We start from the raw sequence: 19184 nt of genomic DNA, 5'->3' as shown, positions 1-19184 counted from the left end.
ACGGCAACTGCGCGTGGAGTCGGGTAGCATGGCGAACATGACGACGGTCCCGCCTCTCGAGCCCGCGAGTCGGAGCGGAGTGTTCGGGCCCAGTCCCTCGGACAGCTTGCGCGAGACCCTCGACGACGAAGAGCTCGATCTGTCCTCCGTCAGCATGCTCGAGCTCCGGGCCCAGCTCGAGCACGAGCGAGACACGGCGCGGGCCGCCGGTCGCCTCGCCGAGTTCGAGACCGTGCGCAACGCGGCGCCCAACGCCCGCGACGACGAGCTCCTCGACGACCCGCCCGTGGGCGAGCACCACCTCGGCCGCCTCGGAGGCTGGCGCGCGACCTGGGGCACCCGTGCCCTCGTCGCCGCCGTGCTCGGCACGGCCCTGCTCGTCGGCCTCGGCGTGTTCGCCCAGAGCACCCATGAACAGCGTCAACGTTGGCTCCACCCCTTGCCCGAGCTCGAGGCCACCATCGACCCCGGCTCCCCGCGGGAGATGACCATCGAGGACGGCAAGATGCGCCTGGGCCTGGCCCGCGAGGCCCCCTCGGTCAACCTCATCCACCTCCCCGACCGCGACATCACCCTGGCCCGCGGCTACGCCAAGGCCCAGTTCAAGGTCGAGGTCCGCGACGGGAAGACGGTCAAGTTGGTCGTGCTGACCGGGGCGATCCGCGAGACGCTGACGCACCCCGACGCCGTCCCGCTGCTGGACTGAGTCGTGGACGTGGGGCAGGGAGGGCGTGGCGTCGTCCACGACGGCTAAAATAGTCAGGGACTGTGAAAAGTTCACAGTCCCTGAGTCGTGGACGTGGGGCAGGGAGGGCGTGGCGTCGTCCACGACGGCTAAAATAGTCAGGGACTGTGAAAAGTTCACAGTCCCTGAGTTCGACTGGACTCGACCGAGCTCTGGAAAATTCGAGGGTCGCGGCTTGCCCCGAGGCCTTCGATCCCGTACATACCAATCAGTCGGCTCTGATGCCCCGAGGACATGCACGTCAGCAGCTGCTCGATGCAGCCGAGGAATTGGTGTTGGCCCACGGCCTGTCCGCCGCCACCGTCGACGAGATCTGTCGTCGCGCGGGGGTGACCAAGGGCGCCTTCTACCACCACTTCCCCTCGAAGGGCGCGCTCGCCCTCGCCCTCCTCGACCACTACTTCGAGCAGATCGCCGCCGCCTTCACCATCGAGGTCGACAGCCCCGACCCCCGCGAGCGCCTCGATGAGATGCTCGAGCGCGCCGAGGAGGTCGCCGCCGGGCCCGAGCTGCGCCGAGGCTGCGTGATGGCCGTGATGGCCCTGGAAGTGTCCGATAGCGACGATCGCCTGCAATTGGCCATCGCCGATCGCTTCGACCAGCTCGGCTTCGGGCTCGAGACCACGCTCCGCCATGCGCTCCGCGGCGAGGGCCGATCGGTCAAGGCTGCGCGCGCCGAGGCGGGCTTTTTGGCCCGACAATTCCTGGTCTGCCTCGAGGGCGGCATCACCTTGTCGAAGGCGCACCGCGACCCCGAGCGCATCGTCGAAGCCGTGCGCTTTTATCGAGCGAGCGTCACGGCGCAGCTCGACCGCAAGACCTGAGCGGCGAGCGCTCGCTCGAGCCGTCCGGGCTTCGGCCTGCTCTTTTTTCATCCCAAAACATACCAACTAGTTCGTACAGTAAAATCGATCAACCCACACCACGGAAAGCCAGACCCATGACCCTCGACATGAACACCACCGCCTTGCTCATCACCGATCCCCAGCGCGACGTCCTCGCCTCCGACGGCGCGCTCGCCGATCTCCTCCACGCCCAGGTCGCGCAGCGGCAGGTCGTAGCCAAGCTCCGCAAGCTCCGCGACGCCGCCGCGGCGGCCGGGCTACCGATCCTCTACTCGACGCTGATCCAGCGCGACGAGCACCACGCCGCGCCGCCGTCCAACGCCCCGATCTATCAGCTCCTGCGCCAGCGCGGGGCGATGCGCGAGGGCGCGGGCGGGGCCATCGTCGAGGCCCTCGCTCCGACCCCGAGCACCGTGCTCGCCACCCCGCGCGCGGGCATGCTCGCGTTTGGAACCACCGACCTCGACCAGCTGCTGCGCGCCCGCGGCATCCGGACCCTGATCATGGGCGGCATGGTCCTCAACCTGTGCGTCGAGGCCAACGTCCGCGCCGCCGTCGACCACGGCTACGAGGTCGTGCTCGTCTCCGACGCGACGGCGACCACCTCCGACGAAGCCCACGCCGGGACCCTCGCGACCTTGAGCCTGATCGCCCAGCGCATCGTCGAGACCAGCGAGCTGCTCGCGGAGCTGAACTCGAGCGCCGCCGCCTGAGCACGCAGGCCCCCATCGACGCTCAGCCGCCTTCGACCAAGCCCGCCGGCAAAGCGATCACGCCGGCGAGCTCCTTTGGCCAGGGCGCGACATAGCGAACCCCATCGCCGGTGGTCGGGTGCGGCAAGCTCAACGCCCGGGCGTGCAGGGCCTGGCGCCACAGGCCCAGCCGCGCCTCGAGCTCGGCCACGGGCTCGCCGTCCTCGACCACGGCGAGGAACTCGTCCTCCTCGGCGGCGTAGAGCTTGTCGCCGAGGATGGGATGGCCAATCTCGGCCAGGTGCACGCGGATCTGGTGCGTGCGTCCGGTCCGAGGCAGGCAGCGCACCAGGGTGATCGGCTGGCCTCGATGCTCCCCGTGGGCGAGGACCTCGATGGTCGTCTGCGCCGGCAGGCCGCCCTCGTCCACGGGGCGCGGGCCCATCTTGATCATGATCTTCGAGCCCACGGCGGACCCGAGGGGCATGTCGATCAACCGGGGCCCCTCGGGCAGCTCGAGGCGGCCGAGGACGATGGCGAGGTACTCCTTGTGGACCTCGCGGCGAAAGAAGCTGCCCTTGATCTTGGGCCCGCTCGCCTTGCGCCGACCAAAGATGATCACCCCGGAGGTCTCGCGATCGATGCGGTGGGCCATCTCCCAACCGTGCTTGGGCCCGAGGCGCCGACGCATGAGCGCGGTCAAGGTGTGCCGGTGGTAGCGGGCCGTGGGGTGCACGGGCAGGTTGCCGGGCTTGTCGAGCACGAGCACGTCGGGATCCTCGTGGACGACGCCGTAGTCGAGGATGACCGCGGGCTCCTCGGGCGCCGGGCGGCGGATGATCACCACCTGCCCCCCGCGCACGCGCAGGGCGTTCTTGGTCAGCACCTCGCCGCTGCTTCGACAGCGCACGTTGCCCGCCGCGAGCAGCTTGTGGACCCGCGTCCGCGACATCCGAACGAAGCGCAGAGACAAGAAGCGGTCGAGTCGATAGCCGTCGCTGCCCGGCCCAACCTCGAGCTCGAACTCGATGTAGACCCGGCCGTCCTCGCCCTCGACGAGGTCGTCGTAGACCAGCTCGTCGGGGAACTCGCCCGCTGGCCCGGGACTCGCCACGCCGCCATCGGCGTAATTTGCGCCCATGTCCTCCGGGACCATTCGAGCATCATACTCAGCCCCCACCGCCCTGACTTCACTCCAAAACACCGTTTCAATGGCAAACAGGCCCCTGAGAATAATAGCTACCAAAGCTGACATCCTGGAGTTCGGTGCTATGGTTCGAAGCCATGACTTCTCCTGACCCCAAGCAAAAAGAAGGCGGCGGCATGCTCCCGGCGATCCTCGCTGGTGCGGGCATCCTGCTCATCGGCGGCCTGCTCTTCTTTGGTGGCGACGACGACAAGAAGGAAGCCAAGCAAGCCAAGACCGATACCAAGGCCAGCGCGAGCGCGGATACGGCCAAGTCCAAGTCCGGCAGCGGCGGCGTGGCGGCGCGACCCACCGACGACGCCAAGCCCTCGCCCAAGCGGACCAAGCCCAAGCTCAACCCCGTGGTCGAGAACGCCATCGTCACCAACGGGATGGCCCCGGACCCGGGCAAGAAGAAGGAGCCGACCAGCTTCGACTCCGTCGAGGACGAGATCGCCTACTGGGAGGACCGCCTCGTCGCCGCCAACCGCAACCTCGAGATCCGCCAGATGGCCGTGGAGCGCACGCCGAAGATCGAGGAGAAGATTCGCAACGGCAACGACCCGGTCAACGGGCTCAAGGAGTTCGAGAAGCGCAAGCAGGTGGTCAAGGACAACCTCGAGAAGGCCGAGGCCGAGGTCGAGGCCATCGAGCTCAAGCTCTCGGGGCTCAAGGGCTAAAAAGCCTCGAGAAAATTCTGGGGACGGGAGATCGATCCTGGCCCTAGCGCGTGACCCGGGACATGAGCGCCCCTCGCCGTTCCCCCGCGCACACTGCCATCGCCATCGCCGCCAGCGTCGCCTCGCTGGCGGCGATCGTGTTCATGGGCCTCGGTGGCCTCGAGGCTCGGGCCCAGAGCGAGGTCGCGGACGACGCTCAGGACGGGGAGCTCGCCGAACCCGAGACAGAGCTCGAGACCAAAACCCAGACCTCCCAGGCGAGTCACGCCAAGGCGCCCGCCCCCGCTCCCCTCCCCGCGGCCGCGCCGACGCCGACGGCCGCCGCGAACGACGACGCCACCCCGCAAGCCGACGCGCCGGCCATGGTTCGTGTGCCCGACGTCGCCGGTGAGCGGCTGTGGGTCGCCCGCAAGCACCTGCGCGAGGTCGGCCTCGTCCTCGCCCCGCGGGATCAGTGGAACCGCGACCGGGTCGTCCCGACGCCCGACTACGGGGCCTACGTCGTCGGCGAGACCGAGGTGATCGGCACCGAGGTCCCGGCGGGGTCGAAGGTCGAAGTGCCCATCGACTACTGGTCGCCCAAGTGGGGCCGCGGCTACTGATGCTCCTGCCGGTGGACATCGAGTGGGTGTGGCGACCGCTGGTCCACGCGGCGCTCATCGGCTGCCTGTTCGCGCCCCTCGAGTGGCTGCTGCCCGAGCGCGAGCCCGAGCCCGGGGCTGAACCGGAGCCGCTGGCCTCCCCGCGTCGGCGCACCGACGCGGCCTTCGCCACGATCGGAGCCGTGCTCACCGAGATCGCGCTCTTCCTCGTGCTCGGCTGGACCCTCGCCCAGGCTGGCCGGTGGACCCCCGAGGCCCTCGTCACCTGGGAGCCGCCGCTGTGGCTGTCCCTCGCCGCTGGGCTGTTGATCTTCGAGCTCGCCGGCTACGCCTACCACCGGGCCGCCCACGCCCTCCCCCTGCTGTGGCGCCTCCACAGGGTCCACCACAGCGCGCCGCGCATGGACTGGCTCGCGTCCTTTCGCCAGCACCCCGTGGAGATCGTCCTGGTCACCCTCGCCCAGAACCTCCCCTTGGTCCTGCTCGGCATCCCGCTGGGCGCCCACGCCCTGGTCGTGGTGCTGCTGACGGTCAACACGGCCTTCGTGCACTCGGACCTGCGCGTCAACCTGGGGCCCCTGCGCGGGCTCGTGGCCACGCCGCGCTTTCACCATCGCCACCACGATCGCGCGGGAGCGCCCCGCAACTTCGCCGCGCTCTTGCCCGCCATCGACCTGCTGTTCGGCACCTACAGCGACGAGCGGGCCACGGACTTCGGCGTGGACGAGCCGACGCCGACGAGCTTCTGGGGCCTGCTCGCCTCGCCCTTTGGACGTCGCCAACGAGGCGCCCTCCGCTAACGCTTCCTCCCCTGCTCGCGCCCGGCCTCGGCGATACTGTCGGGGCTGGTCATGGCGCGAGTGGAGCACGACGAGGAGCGCGGCGAGACGCGCGAGGCCAGCCAAGCTCGGGGTCGGCGGCCCAGCGACGAGCGCACCCTCGACGGCATCGCCGAGACCCTCGCGCCCGAAGACCCGCCACGCCCGAAGGCGGGGGCGCACCTCGACTCCGCCGAGCTCGACGCGGTGTCCATCCCCGACGCGCCGATCAGCCTGGCCGCGCGCCAGCGCAAGGCCGCCGTCGCGGCCATGCTGTTCGACGAGGCCCCCCAGCGCCCGGTGCAGATCGCCCGCTACACCGTGCTCCGCGAGCTCGGCCGCGGCGGCATGGGCCTGGTCTACCTCGCCTACGACGACCAGCTCGATCGCCGCATCGCCCTCAAGCTCCTGCGCGGCGCCAAGGACCACAGCGTCGCCGCCGATCGCATGCAGCGCGAGGCCCAGGCCATGGCCCGCCTGAGCCACCCCAACGTCGTCGCCGTCTACGAGGTCGGCAGCTTCGAAGGCCAGCTCTTCGTCGCCATGGAGTACGTCGCGGGCCGAGACCTGCGCGGCTGGCTGGACAGCCTCGACGCCGCCCAGCGCTCCTGGGCCGAGATTCTCGAGCCCTTCTTGCAAGCCGGCGAGGGCCTCGCGGCGGCCCACGCCGCCGGCATCGTCCACCGCGACTTCAAGCCCGACAACGTGCTCGTGGGCAACGACGGCCGGGTCCGCGTGGCCGACTTCGGCCTGGCCTACGCCCTCGAGGGCCACGAGACCCCCTCGCCCTCAGTGCTCGAGCTGGACCTCGCCGCGGATGAAGGCTTCGGGACTGGTTCGAAGCCTGGTTCGAGTCCTGGCTCGAGCCCGGGCTTTGCGACCGCCTCGAGCTCGGGCTCCTCCCGCCACAACAAGCTCGACGTCGCCCTGACCAAGACGGGCGCCATGGTCGGGACGCCGGCCTACATGGCCAAGGAGCAGTTCGCCGGCGCGCGGACCAACGCGCGCACCGATCAGTTCAGCTTCTGCGTCGCGCTGTGGGAGGGCCTCTACGGCCAGCGACCCTTCGCCGGCAACAGCCTCGGCGCCCTCGCCCGCGCCGTGAGCGAGGAAGACATCCTCGAGCCCCCGAGCCACGCGGAGGTCCCCGAGTGGCTGCGCGCCGTGATCGCTCGGGGCCTGTCCGCCGACCCCGACGAGCGCTGGCCGTCCATGCGCGCGCTCCTCGACGCCCTCGTCGACGACCCCGACGTCCGCCGCCGCCGGATCCTGCGAACCGGCGCCTTCGGCCTGTCCCTCGCCCTCGTGCTCACCTCTTTGAGCGCCGTGGCCGTGACCAAGGTGCGCCAGAGCCAGCGCCAGAGCTACTGGAACGACTTCACCGAGGACCTGCTCGAGCTCGAGCGCCGCCGCGGCCTCGAGCAGGCCACCGACGACGCCCGCCGAGCCCGGGACGCGACGCGGATGAGCGTGTTTCGCCGCTTTGGTCGCAAGGCCGAGGCGGTCGACCACGAGGACCCGACGACCGCGGCGCTGCTGCTGCGCGAGGTCGAGACGGAGATCCGCGAGAGCCAGGCGTGGATCTCTGCGGCGAATCAGACGCTCGGGCGGCCGATTAGTCATGCGGTGTTCGAGGGGCACGAGGGGCTAGTCCACACTCTCGTATTCTCCCCGGACGCCCAAACCGTCTACTCCGGCGGCGCCGGCGGCAAGGTCATGCGCTGGTCCGTCGAGACAGGCGCTGCAGATCCAGAGACTCCGATCATTCAACACGAGCAGAGCGTCACTTCGCTCGCGCTGAGCCCTGACGGACACACCCTCGTGTCGGCCTCTGAGGACCGCAGCGTGCATTTATGGACCGACTACGCCCCCACGAGTTCCCGCGAGCTCACGCGCCACGGAGGCGGCGTCAACCAGGTCCGCTTTGACCCCAGCGGCACGCGTGTCCTCACCGCGTCCGAGGACGGCAGCGCCCGCATCGTGTCTGTCGATACTTCGGCCGAGACGCTCACCCTCGATGCCGGGTCCCCGGTCAACCTCGCCACCTTCAGCCCAGATGGACGGCGCGTACTGACGGGCTCTGACGACAGCAAGGGCCGCGTTTGGACAGCTCACGGCGAGCTCTCCGCGACGCTCTCGGCTCACACCAAACCGATCTATCGCGGGCTCTTCACGGCCGCTGGCGACATTCTCACGGGCTCCGATGACGGCACGGTTCGTCTGTGGCGCGGCGCGTCTCGCTGGGCCGACGGCGAACTCTTCATCCAACACGACAGCTACGTCTCCGACCTCGATCAGCGCGGCCAGCTCATCGTCTCGACCTCGACCGATGGCTCTGTCATCGCGCGTGAACTCGACGCGAGCATCTCTCGGCAGCTTCGCCCTCCGGGGGAGAGAGCCTGGACGACGGTGCTCCCTGCCGTGGGCCAGCACGCGATCGTCCTGTCCTTCGACGGAACCGTGGAGCTCCGACGCCTGAGCGACGGCAGCCTCGAGCGCAGCTTGCTCGGCCATCGCCAGGCCCTCTACGTGGGCGCTGCCGACAGCACTGGCCGGTGGCTGGCGACGGGCTCTTTCGACGGTAGCGTTCGCCTTTGGCCGCTCGACCGGCGCCCCCTCTCGACTGCCCTGCGCGGCCACTCGGAGGCGCTGACGGACATCGCCATCGACCACGTGGGGCAGCGTCTGTTGACGACTTCCCGGGACGGGAGCGCGCGCTTGTGGTCCTCCGTCGATGGCCACCAGCTGCGCCAACTCTCTGCGTCGAAGTCCAGCATCAACACGTCCGAGATCAGCCCCGACGGTCGCTACGTCGCTCTGGCCTTCGTGGAGGAGGGGATCCAGCTGTGGGATACCGAACGCTGGGAGCAGCGCGTACTCGCCGAGCACAAGACAGCGGTCGTCGATCTCGCCTTCGACAGCGCCAGCGCACAGCTCGGTTCGGCCTCCTATGATGACCGGGCCACGATTTGGAACGTCGCAGATGGCTCCATTCGCTCGGTGCTCCGCGGACACACTGGCAACGTCGGCTGCATCGACTTCGAGCCCGGCGGCCAGCGTGTCGCCACGGCTTCAGACGACGCGACGGTGCGGATCTGGAACACCAGCAGCGGCGCGCTGCTCACGACCTTGAACGGGCACGAAGGGCCCATCCGCGACCTGGCCCGCAGTCCTGACGGGCACACCCTGGCCACCGCGTCGCAGGATGGGACAGCACGCTTGTGGCCAGACTCAAACCCTGAGCACGCTCTCGTCCTCGCTGGCCACGACGCGTCCGTGTGGCGAGTGAGCTTCGACGCGACGGGCGAGCGAGTGCTCACGGCATCCACGGACGGCCACGCGCGGGTCTGGCAGACCGCCGACGGAGCCCTGCTCGAGACCCTGAGCGATCACGGCGGCGAGGTATGGGCCGCGATCTTCCTTCCCGGAAATCGCGTCGCTACGGCGTCGAGCGATCAGACCATTCGAATCTGGACCATCGGGGATCCGCGCCCGCCCATCGTACTCACAGGCCACGACGCGTCCGTCGTCGGGCTCGCCGCGACCAACGGGCGCTCGCTGGTATCCATCTCAGTCGACGCCACGGCCCGCCTTTGGGACCTCGAGCAGCTGAGCTACGACGCGGACGCGCTCCAGGGCGCCCTGTTCGCGTCCACCACCTGGTGCCTTGCGCCCCATGTTCGGGTCCGAGAGCTCGGGGAGAGCTCGAGCCATGCGGCTCGAAACTTCGCAGGCTGTGAGGAGCTCCATGGGCGCTGAATCACAGATCGTTCAGAGTACGTCGATGGGGTTGGTCTGGACGATGTTGCCAGTCGGATCGGAGACGGTGAACTCCAAGCTCGCGCGAGTCACTCCTGGCGTGTCGACCATGACCCGGACGACCCGAAAGCCTGCGTTGAGGTCGGCGACCGCTTGTGACCCGAGGTTCACCGTGGTCACGTTCATCAGCTCGTCCGTCGCGGTCAGCTCCACGTCGAGGATGAAGCCGGCGTAAGCGGTATCGATGGTCATGTTGACCGCGTCGTCGGTCTCCTCGCCGCCACCAGGCTGGATGTTGCAGTGCGGGCAGATCGGCGTCTCGGGCTGGGGCCGGACCAGCTCGTTCCAGGAGATCACCTCACACACCGGGTTCGGATCGACGACCGGCTGGACCGAGGTCGCCATGTTCGTCGTCGGGTCGTTGAGCACGGCCTGGACCTCGCTCGAGTAGTCGCCGAGGTTGCCCTTGGGATCGGGCGCCTCCGCCGAGCAGGTCAGCCAGGGCACCTCCGGCGCGATCGCTCCGCACACCGACAGGCGACGCACGGGCAGGTTCGCAGCGCCAAGTTGGAAGTCCGAGGTCTCCCCGATGGCCCAGCCGCGCTCCCACACGGCCTCCGCGACCTCGGCCGGGGTCAGGTCCGGGCGCACGCTGATCAGCTGGGCCGCGGCCGCGGTGACGGCCGCGGTCGCCACGGAGCTCCCCGACAGCGGCGTGGTCAAGACCCCGGCATCGTCCATGGCGACGCCGCTCGAGCCCGTGGCGACCTGGCGCGGGGTCCCCTTCAAGCGCGCGTTGATCAGCGCCTCGTCGTGGCCGTCGACCCCGCCGACGGCGTAGACCAGCGGGCGGTAGGTCGGGGTCTTGGGGAACACGGGGTAGTTGTCCTCGTCGGCCGGCCAAAAATCCATGGCCTTGCAGTAGCTCGGCTCCGGCGCGGGCACGCCCTCGTAGGTCGCGGGCGCGAGGCCGCCGACGTGATTGCCGGGGCAGGCCTCGTCGGGGTTGTTGCCGGCGGCGGTGAACACCAGCGCGCCCTGGCACGAGGCGTAGCGCAGCACCTCCTCGAGGGCCTGCTTGGGGCCGCGGTCGGGGTCGAGGACGGTGTCGTAGAGCGCCGGGTCGGGGCTCCAGCCCACGCTCAGGTTGAGCACCATGCGCGGCATCACGGCGTCGGGATCGGCCTCCCAGGCCTCGCGCTGCGCCTTGACGTAGTAGTAGATGGCCAGGGCCAGCGAGCCCTGCGAGCCCAGGCTGCCGCCCTCGTACCAGTCGATCAGCCCCGTCCGCTCCGAGCGATCGAGGGCCAGGGAGTACTCCACGGACTGGGTGCACTCCTTGCCCTCGTGGGGGCAGAGCACGTCGCGGATCAGCTCGCCCATCTGGTCGCCGTGGTCGCTGACCGGGGTCAACCAGGGCAGCTCGGCGGCCTCTTGGGAGAGCGAGTCGATCACCCCCACGCCGGGGTAGCCGGCGACCGGCAGGCTCTCCGCCTCGGCGGCCGAGAGCGCGTCGACGTTGGCCAAGAAGGCGTCCCGGAGCGCGCGCACGTTGCCCTCGTCGGACAGGTCGCCCTGGACGTACTCGCCGAGGCAATCCGGCGCGACAAACTCGAGCGGCATCATCGAGTAGTTGTCGATGGCGTCGAACAAGCTCGCGTACATGCCGTCGTCGACGGGCGCGTAGCTGGGCTGCCACTCGAACATGCAAAAGCGGCGCAGGCCGTCGGGCACCGGCCCGCTCAGCCCCGCGACGTGGGGCGAGCCGGTCGAGAACATCTCCGAGCCGACCCACTCGTTGGGGATGTCGAAGCCGTCGCAAGAGCCCTCGTCGGGATCGATGAGCACGCCGATGACGCGCCGGGTGCCGGGGCACTCGACCGGGGGATGGGCGCCCATGGTCTCGTGCTGCGACCGCCCCCCCAGGGGCAGCGCGTCGTCCTCGGCGGCGTCCATGGCCTCCCCGGCCTCCGCGCTCGCTCCCGGCTCGCCGAGCTCGAGCTCCGAGCCGGGCGCCTCGCCCGAGTCGCAGGCCCCGAGCAGCATCGCGCTCGCCAAAATCACGCCAAACTTCGTGGTGGTGTTCATCGCTCCGTGTCCCATCCGGGCCTTTCCTGGCCCTGCCACGGTTGTTCCCGCGACCGGCCCAACGGTTTAAGCGTCGCTGCACTTTTTTGGGCACGAGCCCAAATGCGCATAGCGAGCTCGGAAAGGCGCGCTCACGCCCCGCTGGAATCGTCCTCTGAATCGCCCTGGGGACCGCCCTGGGCGGCCGCGAGGGCAATCTCGCGCAGATCCCGTGCCCAGGCCTCCAAATCCGTACTCGTGCTCTCGAGCAGCACGTCTCCGACGTTCATGGTCTCGAGGCGCTCGGCGAGGAGCTTGCGACCCCGCCGGAGCCGGCTCTTCATGGTCCCGTGGGCCACGCCCAGGGCCAGGGCGACCTCCCGGTCGGACATGTGCTCCCAGTAGTGCAGCTCGAGGGCCACCTGCAGCTCGAGGGGGATCCCGCGCAGGGCCTCGAGCAACAGCCGCTCCTCCCGACGCCGCGCGAGCACACCGCTGGGTGTGGGCTCGAGGTCGCGAACGGCCGAGGTGCCGGCGTCGAAGTGCAGGCGATCGCGGGCGCGGCTGCGGTAGTGCCGACACAGCTGGCGGTAGGCAACGGCGAACAGCCAGCTGCGAAAGCTGCCCTCCCCGCGGTACTTGTCGATGCTCTCGACGCAGCCCAGGAAGGTCTTTTGGACCAGGTCTGGCGCGTCGGGGCCGACCTTGCTCTGAAAAAAACGATCGACGGCTTCAAAGTGCCGCTCGAACAAGAGCTTACCGGCGCGCTTTTGGCCTGCCCGCCAAGCCTCGACCAACTCCGCATCCGTCGCCATTGCGACGACCAGTGTAGAGCCCGAGGGCGCGGGGATCCACGGCCGCGGACGATGCGAATCGCATTGCGCGAAGGCCTCGCTCCGCTCCGTAGACCGCTTCCAGCACACCCGCACGGCTCAATCGACGCGGTAAGGGATCACGACGGTGTAGCTGCCGCGCTTGATCTCGAGATCGTAGTGCTTGGCCGCCTCGGTGGTGGCCGAGGCCGTCATCAGCCCGGTGATGCCCTTGAGCTCGACGCCGTTGAGCTCGGTGAAGGCGTCGCCGACCTGCCAGCCCAGCGCGTCCGACAGCGCGCCCGGCCGGGCGAGCTCGTAGTAGCCGTCGTCGCCCTGCAAGACCAGGGTCGAGTCGGCGTCGAGCAGCCAGGGCTGGCTCGTGACCATCGCAAAGAAGTCCTCGTCGATCACCAGCTCACCCGAGGTCAGATCCTCGGACACATGGCTTCCGGGGGTCCAGACCTCGGCGGGGTCGCCCCAGGTCGAGCACAGACCCAGCTCCGGCCCCGACTGGCCCTGCAGCGACGCGCAGCTCGACTGGGCCTCGGCGAGGGTGTCGCCGCACATGGCGAAGCTCTGCGCGCCCACCTCGCAGACGACCGCGGACTGAGAGGGTTGACATTCGAGAGCACACACCTCCCCGTCCTCGACCGAGATACCATCGGCACAGGCTAGCGAGACCGAAAAAGCGGTGACAGCAAACAGGTTGTAAAAGCGTGAACGGACCATGATGAATCTGTTGCCGCACACCCACGCTCTGGAGCGAGCCGAAAGGTGAGCTGGGAGCCAGTCTCGGGGCCCCGACCCGGCGGTCGGCGCCCGCCACAAACACCTGATATCAATCACCTTTTTACCCACCCCCCGCATCTGACCGGTCAGCCTGGCGGGCCCGCCCTCGCGGCCTGTTCGGCACCGCCAGACCCTGAAGTAGGGTCGATAGTGGGGTTACGAATGGTAACGCATACGAACCATTACGAACACGTACACATTGTCCGCTCAAACAGCGTTGATTCTAACCAAAACGAACCGATGGCAACGGAGACGAACCAAGACGCTCCGTCCGCCCGCGGCATTCGAAGCGAACATCAAAACATTTTAAAAACCAAACAAAAGGGCCGCCCCCGTCCCCGGGGGCAGCCCTGCGGCTCAGGCCGTCAACCGCTCAGTAGCGGTAGTGCTCGGGCTTGTAGGGGCCCTCGACGGGGATGCCGAGGTACTTGGACTGCTCCTCGGTCAGCTTGGTCAGCTTGGCGCCGACCTTGGCGAGGTGGAGGGCGGCGACCTCCTCGTCGAGCTTCTTGGGCAGGACGTAGACCTTGCCGGTCTCGTACTTGGCGGTCTCCTGCCACAGGGTCAGCTGGGCGAGGACCTGGTTGGTGAAGCTGGCCGACATCACGAAGCTGGGGTGGCCGGTGGCGCAGCCCAGGTTCACGAGGCGGCCGCGGGCGAGCACGATGATGGCGTGGCCGTCGGCGAACACGAAGCGGTCGACCTGGGGCTTGACGCTGATCTCGGTCACGTCCTCGGCGTTCTCGAGCGCGGCGATCTGAATCTCGCTGTCGAAGTGGCCGATGTTGCAGACGATGGCCTCGTCCTTCATGCGCTTCATGTGCTCGAAGTTGATGACGTCGGCGCAGCCGGTGGCGGTCACGAAGATGTCACCGACGGGGGCGGCCTCGTCCATCGTGGTCACCTCGAAGCCCTCCATCGCGGCCTGGAGCGCGCAGATGGGGTCGATCTCGGTGATCAGCACGCGGGCGCCGAAGCCCCGCATGGACTGGGCGCTGCCCTTGCCGACGTCGCCGTAGCCGCAGACCACGACGGTCTTGCCGGCGACCATGATGTCGGTCGCGCGCTTGATGCCGTCGGCGAGGCTCTCGCGGCAGCCGTAGAGGTTGTCGAACTTGCTCTTGGTGACCGAGTCGTTGACGTTGATGGCCGGGACCTTGAGCTCGCCCTTCTCGGCCATCTTGACCAGGTTGTGGACGCCCGTGGTGGTCTCCTCGGACAGGCCCTTGACCTCGGCGAGCAGGTCGGCGTGCTTCTCGTGCATCCAGTTGGTCAGGTCGCCGCCGTCGTCGAGCAGCAGGTTGGGGCCCTTGCCGTCGGGCCACAAGATGGTCTGCTCGACGCACCACCAGTACTCCTCCTCGGTCTCGCCCTTCCAGGCGAACACGGGCACGCCGGTGGCGGCGATGGCCGCGGCGGCGGAGTCGTCGGTCGAGTAGATGTTGCAGGAGGACCAGCGGACCTCGGCGCCGAGGGCCGTGAGGGTCTCGATCAGCACCGCGGTCTGCACGGTCATGTGCAGGCAGCCGCAGATGCGCGCGCCGGCCAGCGGCTTGCTCGCGCCGTGGCGCTCGCGCAGCGACATGAGCCCGGGCATCTCCTTCTCGGCGAGCTGGATCTGCTTGCGGCCGGCCTCGGCCAGGCTGATGTCGGCGACCTTGTAGTCGTTGGTGGTCTCGTTGGTGGTTGCGTCCATGATGTCGGTACTTTCCGTGGGGTTTTGGGTCGTTGATCGACGCGTCAGCACAGCGGGCGCTCAGCGGTAGTGTGGCACCCAGCCCGAGCTGTCCTGGAACAGGCGTACGCAACGGATCTGTTTGCGATCGGTGAGATAGAAGCGGTGGTACTTGTCTTTGGGCACGACGATGAGGTCGCCGGCCTCGACGGTCACCCGCATCCAACGGTCGTCGTTGTCGCGGATGTCGAAGATGCCCTCGCCCTCGAGCACGAAGCGGACCTCGTCGTCGGTGTGCAGGTGCTCGTCGGCGAACTTGGCACAGATGGCGTCGAGGTTCTCGGTGTCGGGGCGCAGCTCGATGACGTCCTGCTCGATGTAGCCGCGGTCGCGCTTGAGGGTGTCGAGGCTGGGCTGGTAGGCCTCGCCCGCGATCTCGAGGGCTTCGTAGGTCACGCCCGCGCTGCGCAGGTGCGCGATGTCGAGGGTCGGGTAGTCAGTTTGGGGGTCGATCCAGGCGAGTTGCATCGGGAGGGTCTCGGTCGTCTGAGGAGGGATCAGAGCGGGAGTTGAGGTCCGGTCAGAGCGGGAGGCCGAGGCGGTGGGCCTCGACGGCGGCGCGCAGGAGGTAGTCGAAGCACTCGGCCTGGGTCTTGGCCTTGACCCAGTCGTGGCCCCACACGTAGATGCCGTGGCCCGCGACGATGACCGCGTCGACGTCGGGGTAGCGCGCCATCGCCTCGGCCATGGAGTCGCGCAGCTGGGCCTCGCGGGCGGTGTTGGGGATGATCGGCACGACCAGCTCGTCGAAGCAGCCCATGCCCCGCAGGCCCTTTTGCATCTCGAGGTTGCGGCAGCGAAACTCGCCGGCCTCGCCCGCGGGGCTGAACAGCCGGGCCGCGAGCACGGCCCAGATCGAGTGGCTGTGGATCACCGCCCCGGCGTCGCGCATGCGAAAGGCGTTGAAGAACAGCGGCTGGCACTCGGAGATGCGCAGCTTGGGGTTGGTCGGGGCCTCGACGACCTCGGCCCGATCCCACACGCCGTCGGCGAGCAGGAACACGTCCTCGGGGGCGATGCGCTCTTTTTGCACGCCCGAGGGGGCCATCCACACGCCCCGCTCGTCGCGAATCGAGATCCCGCCCCCGGTGCCGCTGACCCAGCCGAGGCCGTAGAACTGTCGGCACAGTTCGGCAATGAGCGCGGCGGTCGGGCGCTCCGTGGCGGATTCGGAGGACTGAACGACGGAATCGAGCATCGCGGACCGTCGTGAGGATATACGCTGGGGCCACAACCACCAGGCCGGGACCCGTGCGGAAGCTCCCCCCTGATCGCGCGCCGACGGGCCCGCAGCCCGGCTCGAGCGCTACTCAGGCCCCATTTTCCCGTCTGCGGCGCCCCGCTATGCTGGCGGCATGCGCGGCAGCGATCTCACCACCCTCCTCGGCGGCACCCGTCACGCTCCCGCCACGCTCTCGAGCCTCGCCCTCGCCCTCGTCCTCGTGGGCTGCAAGGGAGGCGACGCGCCCGCACCCGCGCCGAGCGAGCAGGCGTCGGCCAAGGCCGAGAGCCCCGACGGGTCCAACGCGAAGGCCGAGCCCGCCCCGGCCGCGCCCGCGGACCCCCAGCGCGCGGACAAGCTCGCGGACCTCGACGATCTGTGCGCGGCCCTCGACCACGACTACAAAGACGGGACCTTGCGGGACTACTACGCCAAGGTCGAGATGCGCACGGAGTGGGGGAAGGCGCAGCGCGAGACTGGCGACGAGGCCATGCAGCCTGGGCGCCTCTTGGAGAAGGCCGTCGCCGAGCTCGACCCCAGCGGCGACGCGCCCGAGCTCGGCAACTGCCGGACGCTGCTCGACTACATCGACGACGTCGAGTGAGCCGAGTGGCTCGGGTGAGTTCGACGTCCCTTCCCAGAGCACATCCACGCGGGCCCATCGAGTCGATCGAGGGTATCCTCGGGGGCGGTGACACCAGCGGGCCCCCGCGGTGTTGTTGCAGACGACCACCACCCGCCCCCCCAGACCCAAAAAGCGATGCGTCTCGCCACGTACCCCGGTCCGCAAACGCGGGCCAAGCCAAGGGTCGAGGCCGTGATCCAGACCATGGAATACCGACACTTCACCTCCGTCGAACCGACACTCCCGATGCGCCACCTCAGCCAAGCTTTCTCTAGTCCCCTCTTTTCTTCCCTCGCCTGCGCTGGCGCCCTCGCGGCCGCGGTGTTGCTCTCTCCAGAGGCCCAAGCCGGTGGCCTCGACGCTTGCGGCGACGTGTTCGTGGCCGGAGACGCCGAGTGCGAAGTGCTCGTCGAAGGCGGCTGCAAGGCCGAGTGCGAGCCCTTCGCGTTCAACGCCTCGTGCGCCGCCGAGGGCTCCCTCGAGTGCTCTGGAGGCTGCAACATCGAGGCAGAGGTCGAGTGTACGGGCAGCTGCCAGGCCTCCTGTGAAGCGGAGTGCGAGGTCGACCCGGGCGCCTTCGACTGCCGGGCCTCCTGCGAGGGCAACTGCGCGTCCAACTGCCAGGCGCAGTGCGCCGGGTCCGAGGACGGAGCCGAGTGCCGGGCCTCCTGCGAGGCGACCTGCTCCTTCGAGTGCGGCGCCGCCTGTGACATCGACGCGCCCCAGGCCGACTGCGTGGCCCAGTGCGAGGGCTGCTGCGGCGGCGAGTGCCGGGCCGAGATCAACATGGGCTGCCAGCTCGACTGCCAGGCCGACTTCTACGTCGACTGCAAGGCGGACCTGCAGGGCGGCTGCGAGGCTCAGTGCGAGGCCCCCGAGGGCGCGCTGTTTTGCGACGGCCAGTTCATCGAGGTCAGCGCGAGCGCCTTCGACAACTGCGTCGCCGCGCTCCAGGACATCCTCGACATCGACGTGTCCTTCGAAGCGGAGGCCTCGGCCTCGGCCTCCCTCAGCTGCGCCGTCGAGGACGAGCCGGCCCGCGGCGGCGCGGCGTGGATGGGCTTGGGCCTGATCTGCCTCGCGGCCCTGCGCCTGCGCAAGGACTGATCCTTCGATCCGAATGAAGAACAGCCCCGGCCTCGAACGCGAGGTCGGGGCTTCATCGTGCCACGCTTGCGCCGCCCTCCCGCCCGTGGTGAAACCATGGACGGGAAGACGCCCGCGTGGACGCCACCGACACCAACGAGCGCGACCCGCTGCTCGACGCCGACACCCTGCTCGGCGACTCCTCCGACGGCGACGAGGACGAACACCTCGACGCGGAGGCCTTCCCAGACCACGGCGCGGGCCAGGGACCTGCCCAGGGACCTGCCCAGATCGGCCGCTTCGTCGTGCTCCAGCGCCTCGGCGAGGGCGGCATGGGGGTGGTCTACGCCGCCTACGACAACGAGCTCGATCGCAAGCTGGCGATCAAGCTGGTCCGTCCGGAGCGGGCCGCCGCCGACACGCGGGTCCGGGTCAAGCGCGAGGCCAAGGCCATGGCCCGGCTGTCCCACCCCAACGTCGTCCACGTCTACGAGGTCGGCGAGTTCGAGGAGCAGATCTACGTGGCCATGGAGTTCGTGACCGGGCCGACCCTCGGCGCCTGGGTCCGCGGCCTCGAGCCCCCGGGCAGCCCGCCGGCCCACAGCTCCCGCGAGCCTCGCTGGCAGACGATCCTCGAGGTCTACATCCAGGCCGGACGCGGGCTCGAGGCGGCCCACGCCGCGGGCATCGTGCACCGGGACTTCAAGCCCGAGAACGCCATCCTCGGCGAGGACGGGCGGGTCCGGGTGCTCGACTTTGGCATCGCCCGGGGGACCGCAGCGCCAGCGCGGGAGCCCGGCCCGCACCCCGCCACGGCGAGCGCGAGCGGCCTCGGCAGCGAGCCGGCGTCCGCGACCTCGGGCGCGAGCTCCTCCGTGGGCAGCTCGTCCGGGGTCATCGTTCGCTCCGGCGACTCGGCCGAGGCCCTGCCCGAGGACCTGCACGCCGCCGGCTTGCTCGAGACCGCCGTCGCCACCGACCAGACCGACCCCCTGTCGACGCCGCTGACCATGACCGGGGCCTGGGTCGGCACGCCGGCCTACATGTCCCCGGAGCAATTCCGCGGCCACGACATCGACGCGCGCAGCGATCAGTTCGGCTTCGCCGTCGCGCTCTACGAGGCCCTCTACGACCAGCGCCCCTTCGCCGGCAAGAACCCCACGGCGCTGATGAACAACGTCGTCGGCGGCAAGATCCTGCCGGCGCCCCCAGGCTCCGAGGTCCCCCACTGGCTCCGCGCCCACCTGCTCCGGGCGCTGTCCGTCGTCCCGGGCCGTCGGTGGCCGAACATGACCCAGCTCCTCGACGCCCTCGAGGACAACCCCGAGCGCCGTCGTCGTCGTCGCCGCCGTCGCCTGGCCATCGCCGGGGCCAGCCTGCTGGTGCTCAGCGGCCTCGGCGGCTTCGCCAACGACCAGTGGCGGCGCGCCCAGCAGGCCGAGGAGGCGAGGATCCGCGCGCAGGCCGAGGAGGCCCGGGCCCAGCGGGCGGAGGCCGAGGCTTCCGCGGCCCGAGACC

Annotated in this window: 17 protein-coding genes; 10 read left to right on the top strand and 7 right to left on the bottom strand. The window is 69.4% G+C overall.

What is annotated here, in order from left to right; all coding sequences use genetic code 11:
- The first annotated feature begins 37 nt into the window (after nucleotides 1–37).
- The 3 genes from PPSIR1_RS21335 (at nucleotide 38) to PPSIR1_RS21325 (ending at nucleotide 2303) form a co-directional block, all read left to right on the top strand.
- On the top strand, nucleotides 38–706 hold the full coding sequence (locus PPSIR1_RS21335; RefSeq protein WP_157595790.1) for a hypothetical protein: 669 nt from the start codon (nucleotides 38–40) through the stop codon (nucleotides 704–706).
- A 260-nt stretch (nucleotides 707–966) separates the two neighbouring features.
- Complete coding sequence (locus tag PPSIR1_RS21330; RefSeq protein ID WP_086001563.1) at nucleotides 967–1569, top strand: TetR/AcrR family transcriptional regulator; 603 nt, start codon at nucleotides 967–969, stop codon at nucleotides 1567–1569.
- Nucleotides 1570–1685: 116 nt separating this feature from the next.
- The gene (locus tag PPSIR1_RS21325) at nucleotides 1686–2303 is read left to right on the top strand and encodes a cysteine hydrolase family protein (protein WP_006973226.1); all 618 of its coding nucleotides are present in this window, start codon (nucleotides 1686–1688) and stop codon (nucleotides 2301–2303) included.
- A gap of 22 nt (nucleotides 2304–2325) precedes the next feature.
- Here PPSIR1_RS21325 and PPSIR1_RS21320 read toward each other — a convergent pair whose 3' ends face one another.
- Nucleotides 2326–3438, bottom strand: coding sequence for an RluA family pseudouridine synthase (locus PPSIR1_RS21320; protein WP_157595789.1), 1113 nt, complete (start codon nucleotides 3436–3438; stop codon nucleotides 2326–2328).
- Between the two features lie 128 nt (nucleotides 3439–3566).
- Between PPSIR1_RS21320 and PPSIR1_RS21315 the strand changes: the two genes are divergently transcribed.
- The 4 genes from PPSIR1_RS21315 to PPSIR1_RS21300 all read left to right on the top strand — a co-directional run bounded on the left by PPSIR1_RS21315 (nucleotide 3567) and on the right by PPSIR1_RS21300 (nucleotide 9327).
- The gene (locus tag PPSIR1_RS21315) at nucleotides 3567–4148 is read left to right on the top strand and encodes a hypothetical protein (RefSeq protein WP_045116472.1); all 582 of its coding nucleotides are present in this window, start codon (nucleotides 3567–3569) and stop codon (nucleotides 4146–4148) included.
- 62 nt (nucleotides 4149–4210) lie between these two features.
- Nucleotides 4211–4750, top strand: coding sequence for a hypothetical protein (locus PPSIR1_RS21310; RefSeq protein WP_006973223.1), 540 nt, complete (start codon nucleotides 4211–4213; stop codon nucleotides 4748–4750).
- A gap of 11 nt (nucleotides 4751–4761) precedes the next feature.
- Nucleotides 4762–5550 (top strand): sterol desaturase family protein, encoded by a 789-nt coding sequence (locus PPSIR1_RS21305; RefSeq protein WP_157595788.1) that lies wholly within the window; start codon nucleotides 4762–4764, stop codon nucleotides 5548–5550.
- 51 nt (nucleotides 5551–5601) lie between these two features.
- Nucleotides 5602–9327: a protein kinase domain-containing protein gene (locus tag PPSIR1_RS21300; RefSeq protein WP_045116471.1), complete on the top strand. Its 3726-nt coding sequence runs from the start codon at nucleotides 5602–5604 to the stop codon at nucleotides 9325–9327.
- Between the two features lie 12 nt (nucleotides 9328–9339).
- On the opposite strand, the gene PPSIR1_RS21295 is transcribed toward PPSIR1_RS21300, so the two are convergent.
- From PPSIR1_RS21295 to mtnB, 6 genes are all read right to left on the bottom strand, one after another.
- A complete protein-coding gene (locus tag PPSIR1_RS21295; RefSeq protein WP_006973220.1) occupies nucleotides 9340–11415 on the bottom strand; it encodes a S8/S53 family peptidase in 2076 nt (691 codons plus the stop codon).
- A 131-nt stretch (nucleotides 11416–11546) separates the two neighbouring features.
- The gene (locus tag PPSIR1_RS21290) at nucleotides 11547–12209 is read right to left on the bottom strand and encodes an RNA polymerase sigma factor (RefSeq protein ID WP_006973219.1); all 663 of its coding nucleotides are present in this window, start codon (nucleotides 12207–12209) and stop codon (nucleotides 11547–11549) included.
- Nucleotides 12210–12326: 117 nt separating this feature from the next.
- Nucleotides 12327–12797 (bottom strand): hypothetical protein, encoded by a 471-nt coding sequence (locus PPSIR1_RS21285; RefSeq protein ID WP_006973218.1) that lies wholly within the window; start codon nucleotides 12795–12797, stop codon nucleotides 12327–12329.
- A gap of 574 nt (nucleotides 12798–13371) precedes the next feature.
- Nucleotides 13372–14694, bottom strand: a complete 1323-nt coding sequence (gene ahcY / locus PPSIR1_RS21280) for an adenosylhomocysteinase (protein ID WP_006973217.1) — start codon at nucleotides 14692–14694, stop codon at nucleotides 13372–13374.
- Between the two features lie 60 nt (nucleotides 14695–14754).
- Nucleotides 14755–15201, bottom strand: coding sequence for a 1,2-dihydroxy-3-keto-5-methylthiopentene dioxygenase (locus tag PPSIR1_RS21275; protein WP_006973216.1), 447 nt, complete (start codon nucleotides 15199–15201; stop codon nucleotides 14755–14757).
- Nucleotides 15202–15253: 52 nt separating this feature from the next.
- Nucleotides 15254–15931: a methylthioribulose 1-phosphate dehydratase gene (mtnB, locus tag PPSIR1_RS21270; RefSeq protein ID WP_006973215.1), complete on the bottom strand. Its 678-nt coding sequence runs from the start codon at nucleotides 15929–15931 to the stop codon at nucleotides 15254–15256.
- A 157-nt stretch (nucleotides 15932–16088) separates the two neighbouring features.
- Here mtnB and PPSIR1_RS21265 point away from each other — a divergent pair, with 157 nt between their 5' ends.
- From PPSIR1_RS21265 to PPSIR1_RS21255, 3 genes are all read left to right on the top strand, one after another.
- A complete protein-coding gene (locus PPSIR1_RS21265) occupies nucleotides 16089–16559 on the top strand; it encodes a hypothetical protein (protein ID WP_006973214.1) in 471 nt (156 codons plus the stop codon).
- Nucleotides 16560–16901: 342 nt separating this feature from the next.
- Complete coding sequence (locus PPSIR1_RS21260) at nucleotides 16902–17687, top strand: hypothetical protein (RefSeq protein ID WP_006973213.1); 786 nt, start codon at nucleotides 16902–16904, stop codon at nucleotides 17685–17687.
- Nucleotides 17688–17803: 116 nt separating this feature from the next.
- The coding region (locus tag PPSIR1_RS21255) for a serine/threonine-protein kinase (RefSeq protein WP_006973212.1) at nucleotides 17804–19184 on the top strand (1381 nt) is incomplete at its 3' end.

Origin of the sequence: Plesiocystis pacifica SIR-1 (assembly GCF_000170895.1) — a bacterium.
In the GTDB taxonomy this organism is placed as follows: domain Bacteria; phylum Myxococcota_A; class Polyangia; order Nannocystales; family Nannocystaceae; genus Plesiocystis; species Plesiocystis pacifica.
Note: the sequence above shows the minus strand (reverse complement) of the source record. Positions and strands in the feature narration are given on the sequence as shown.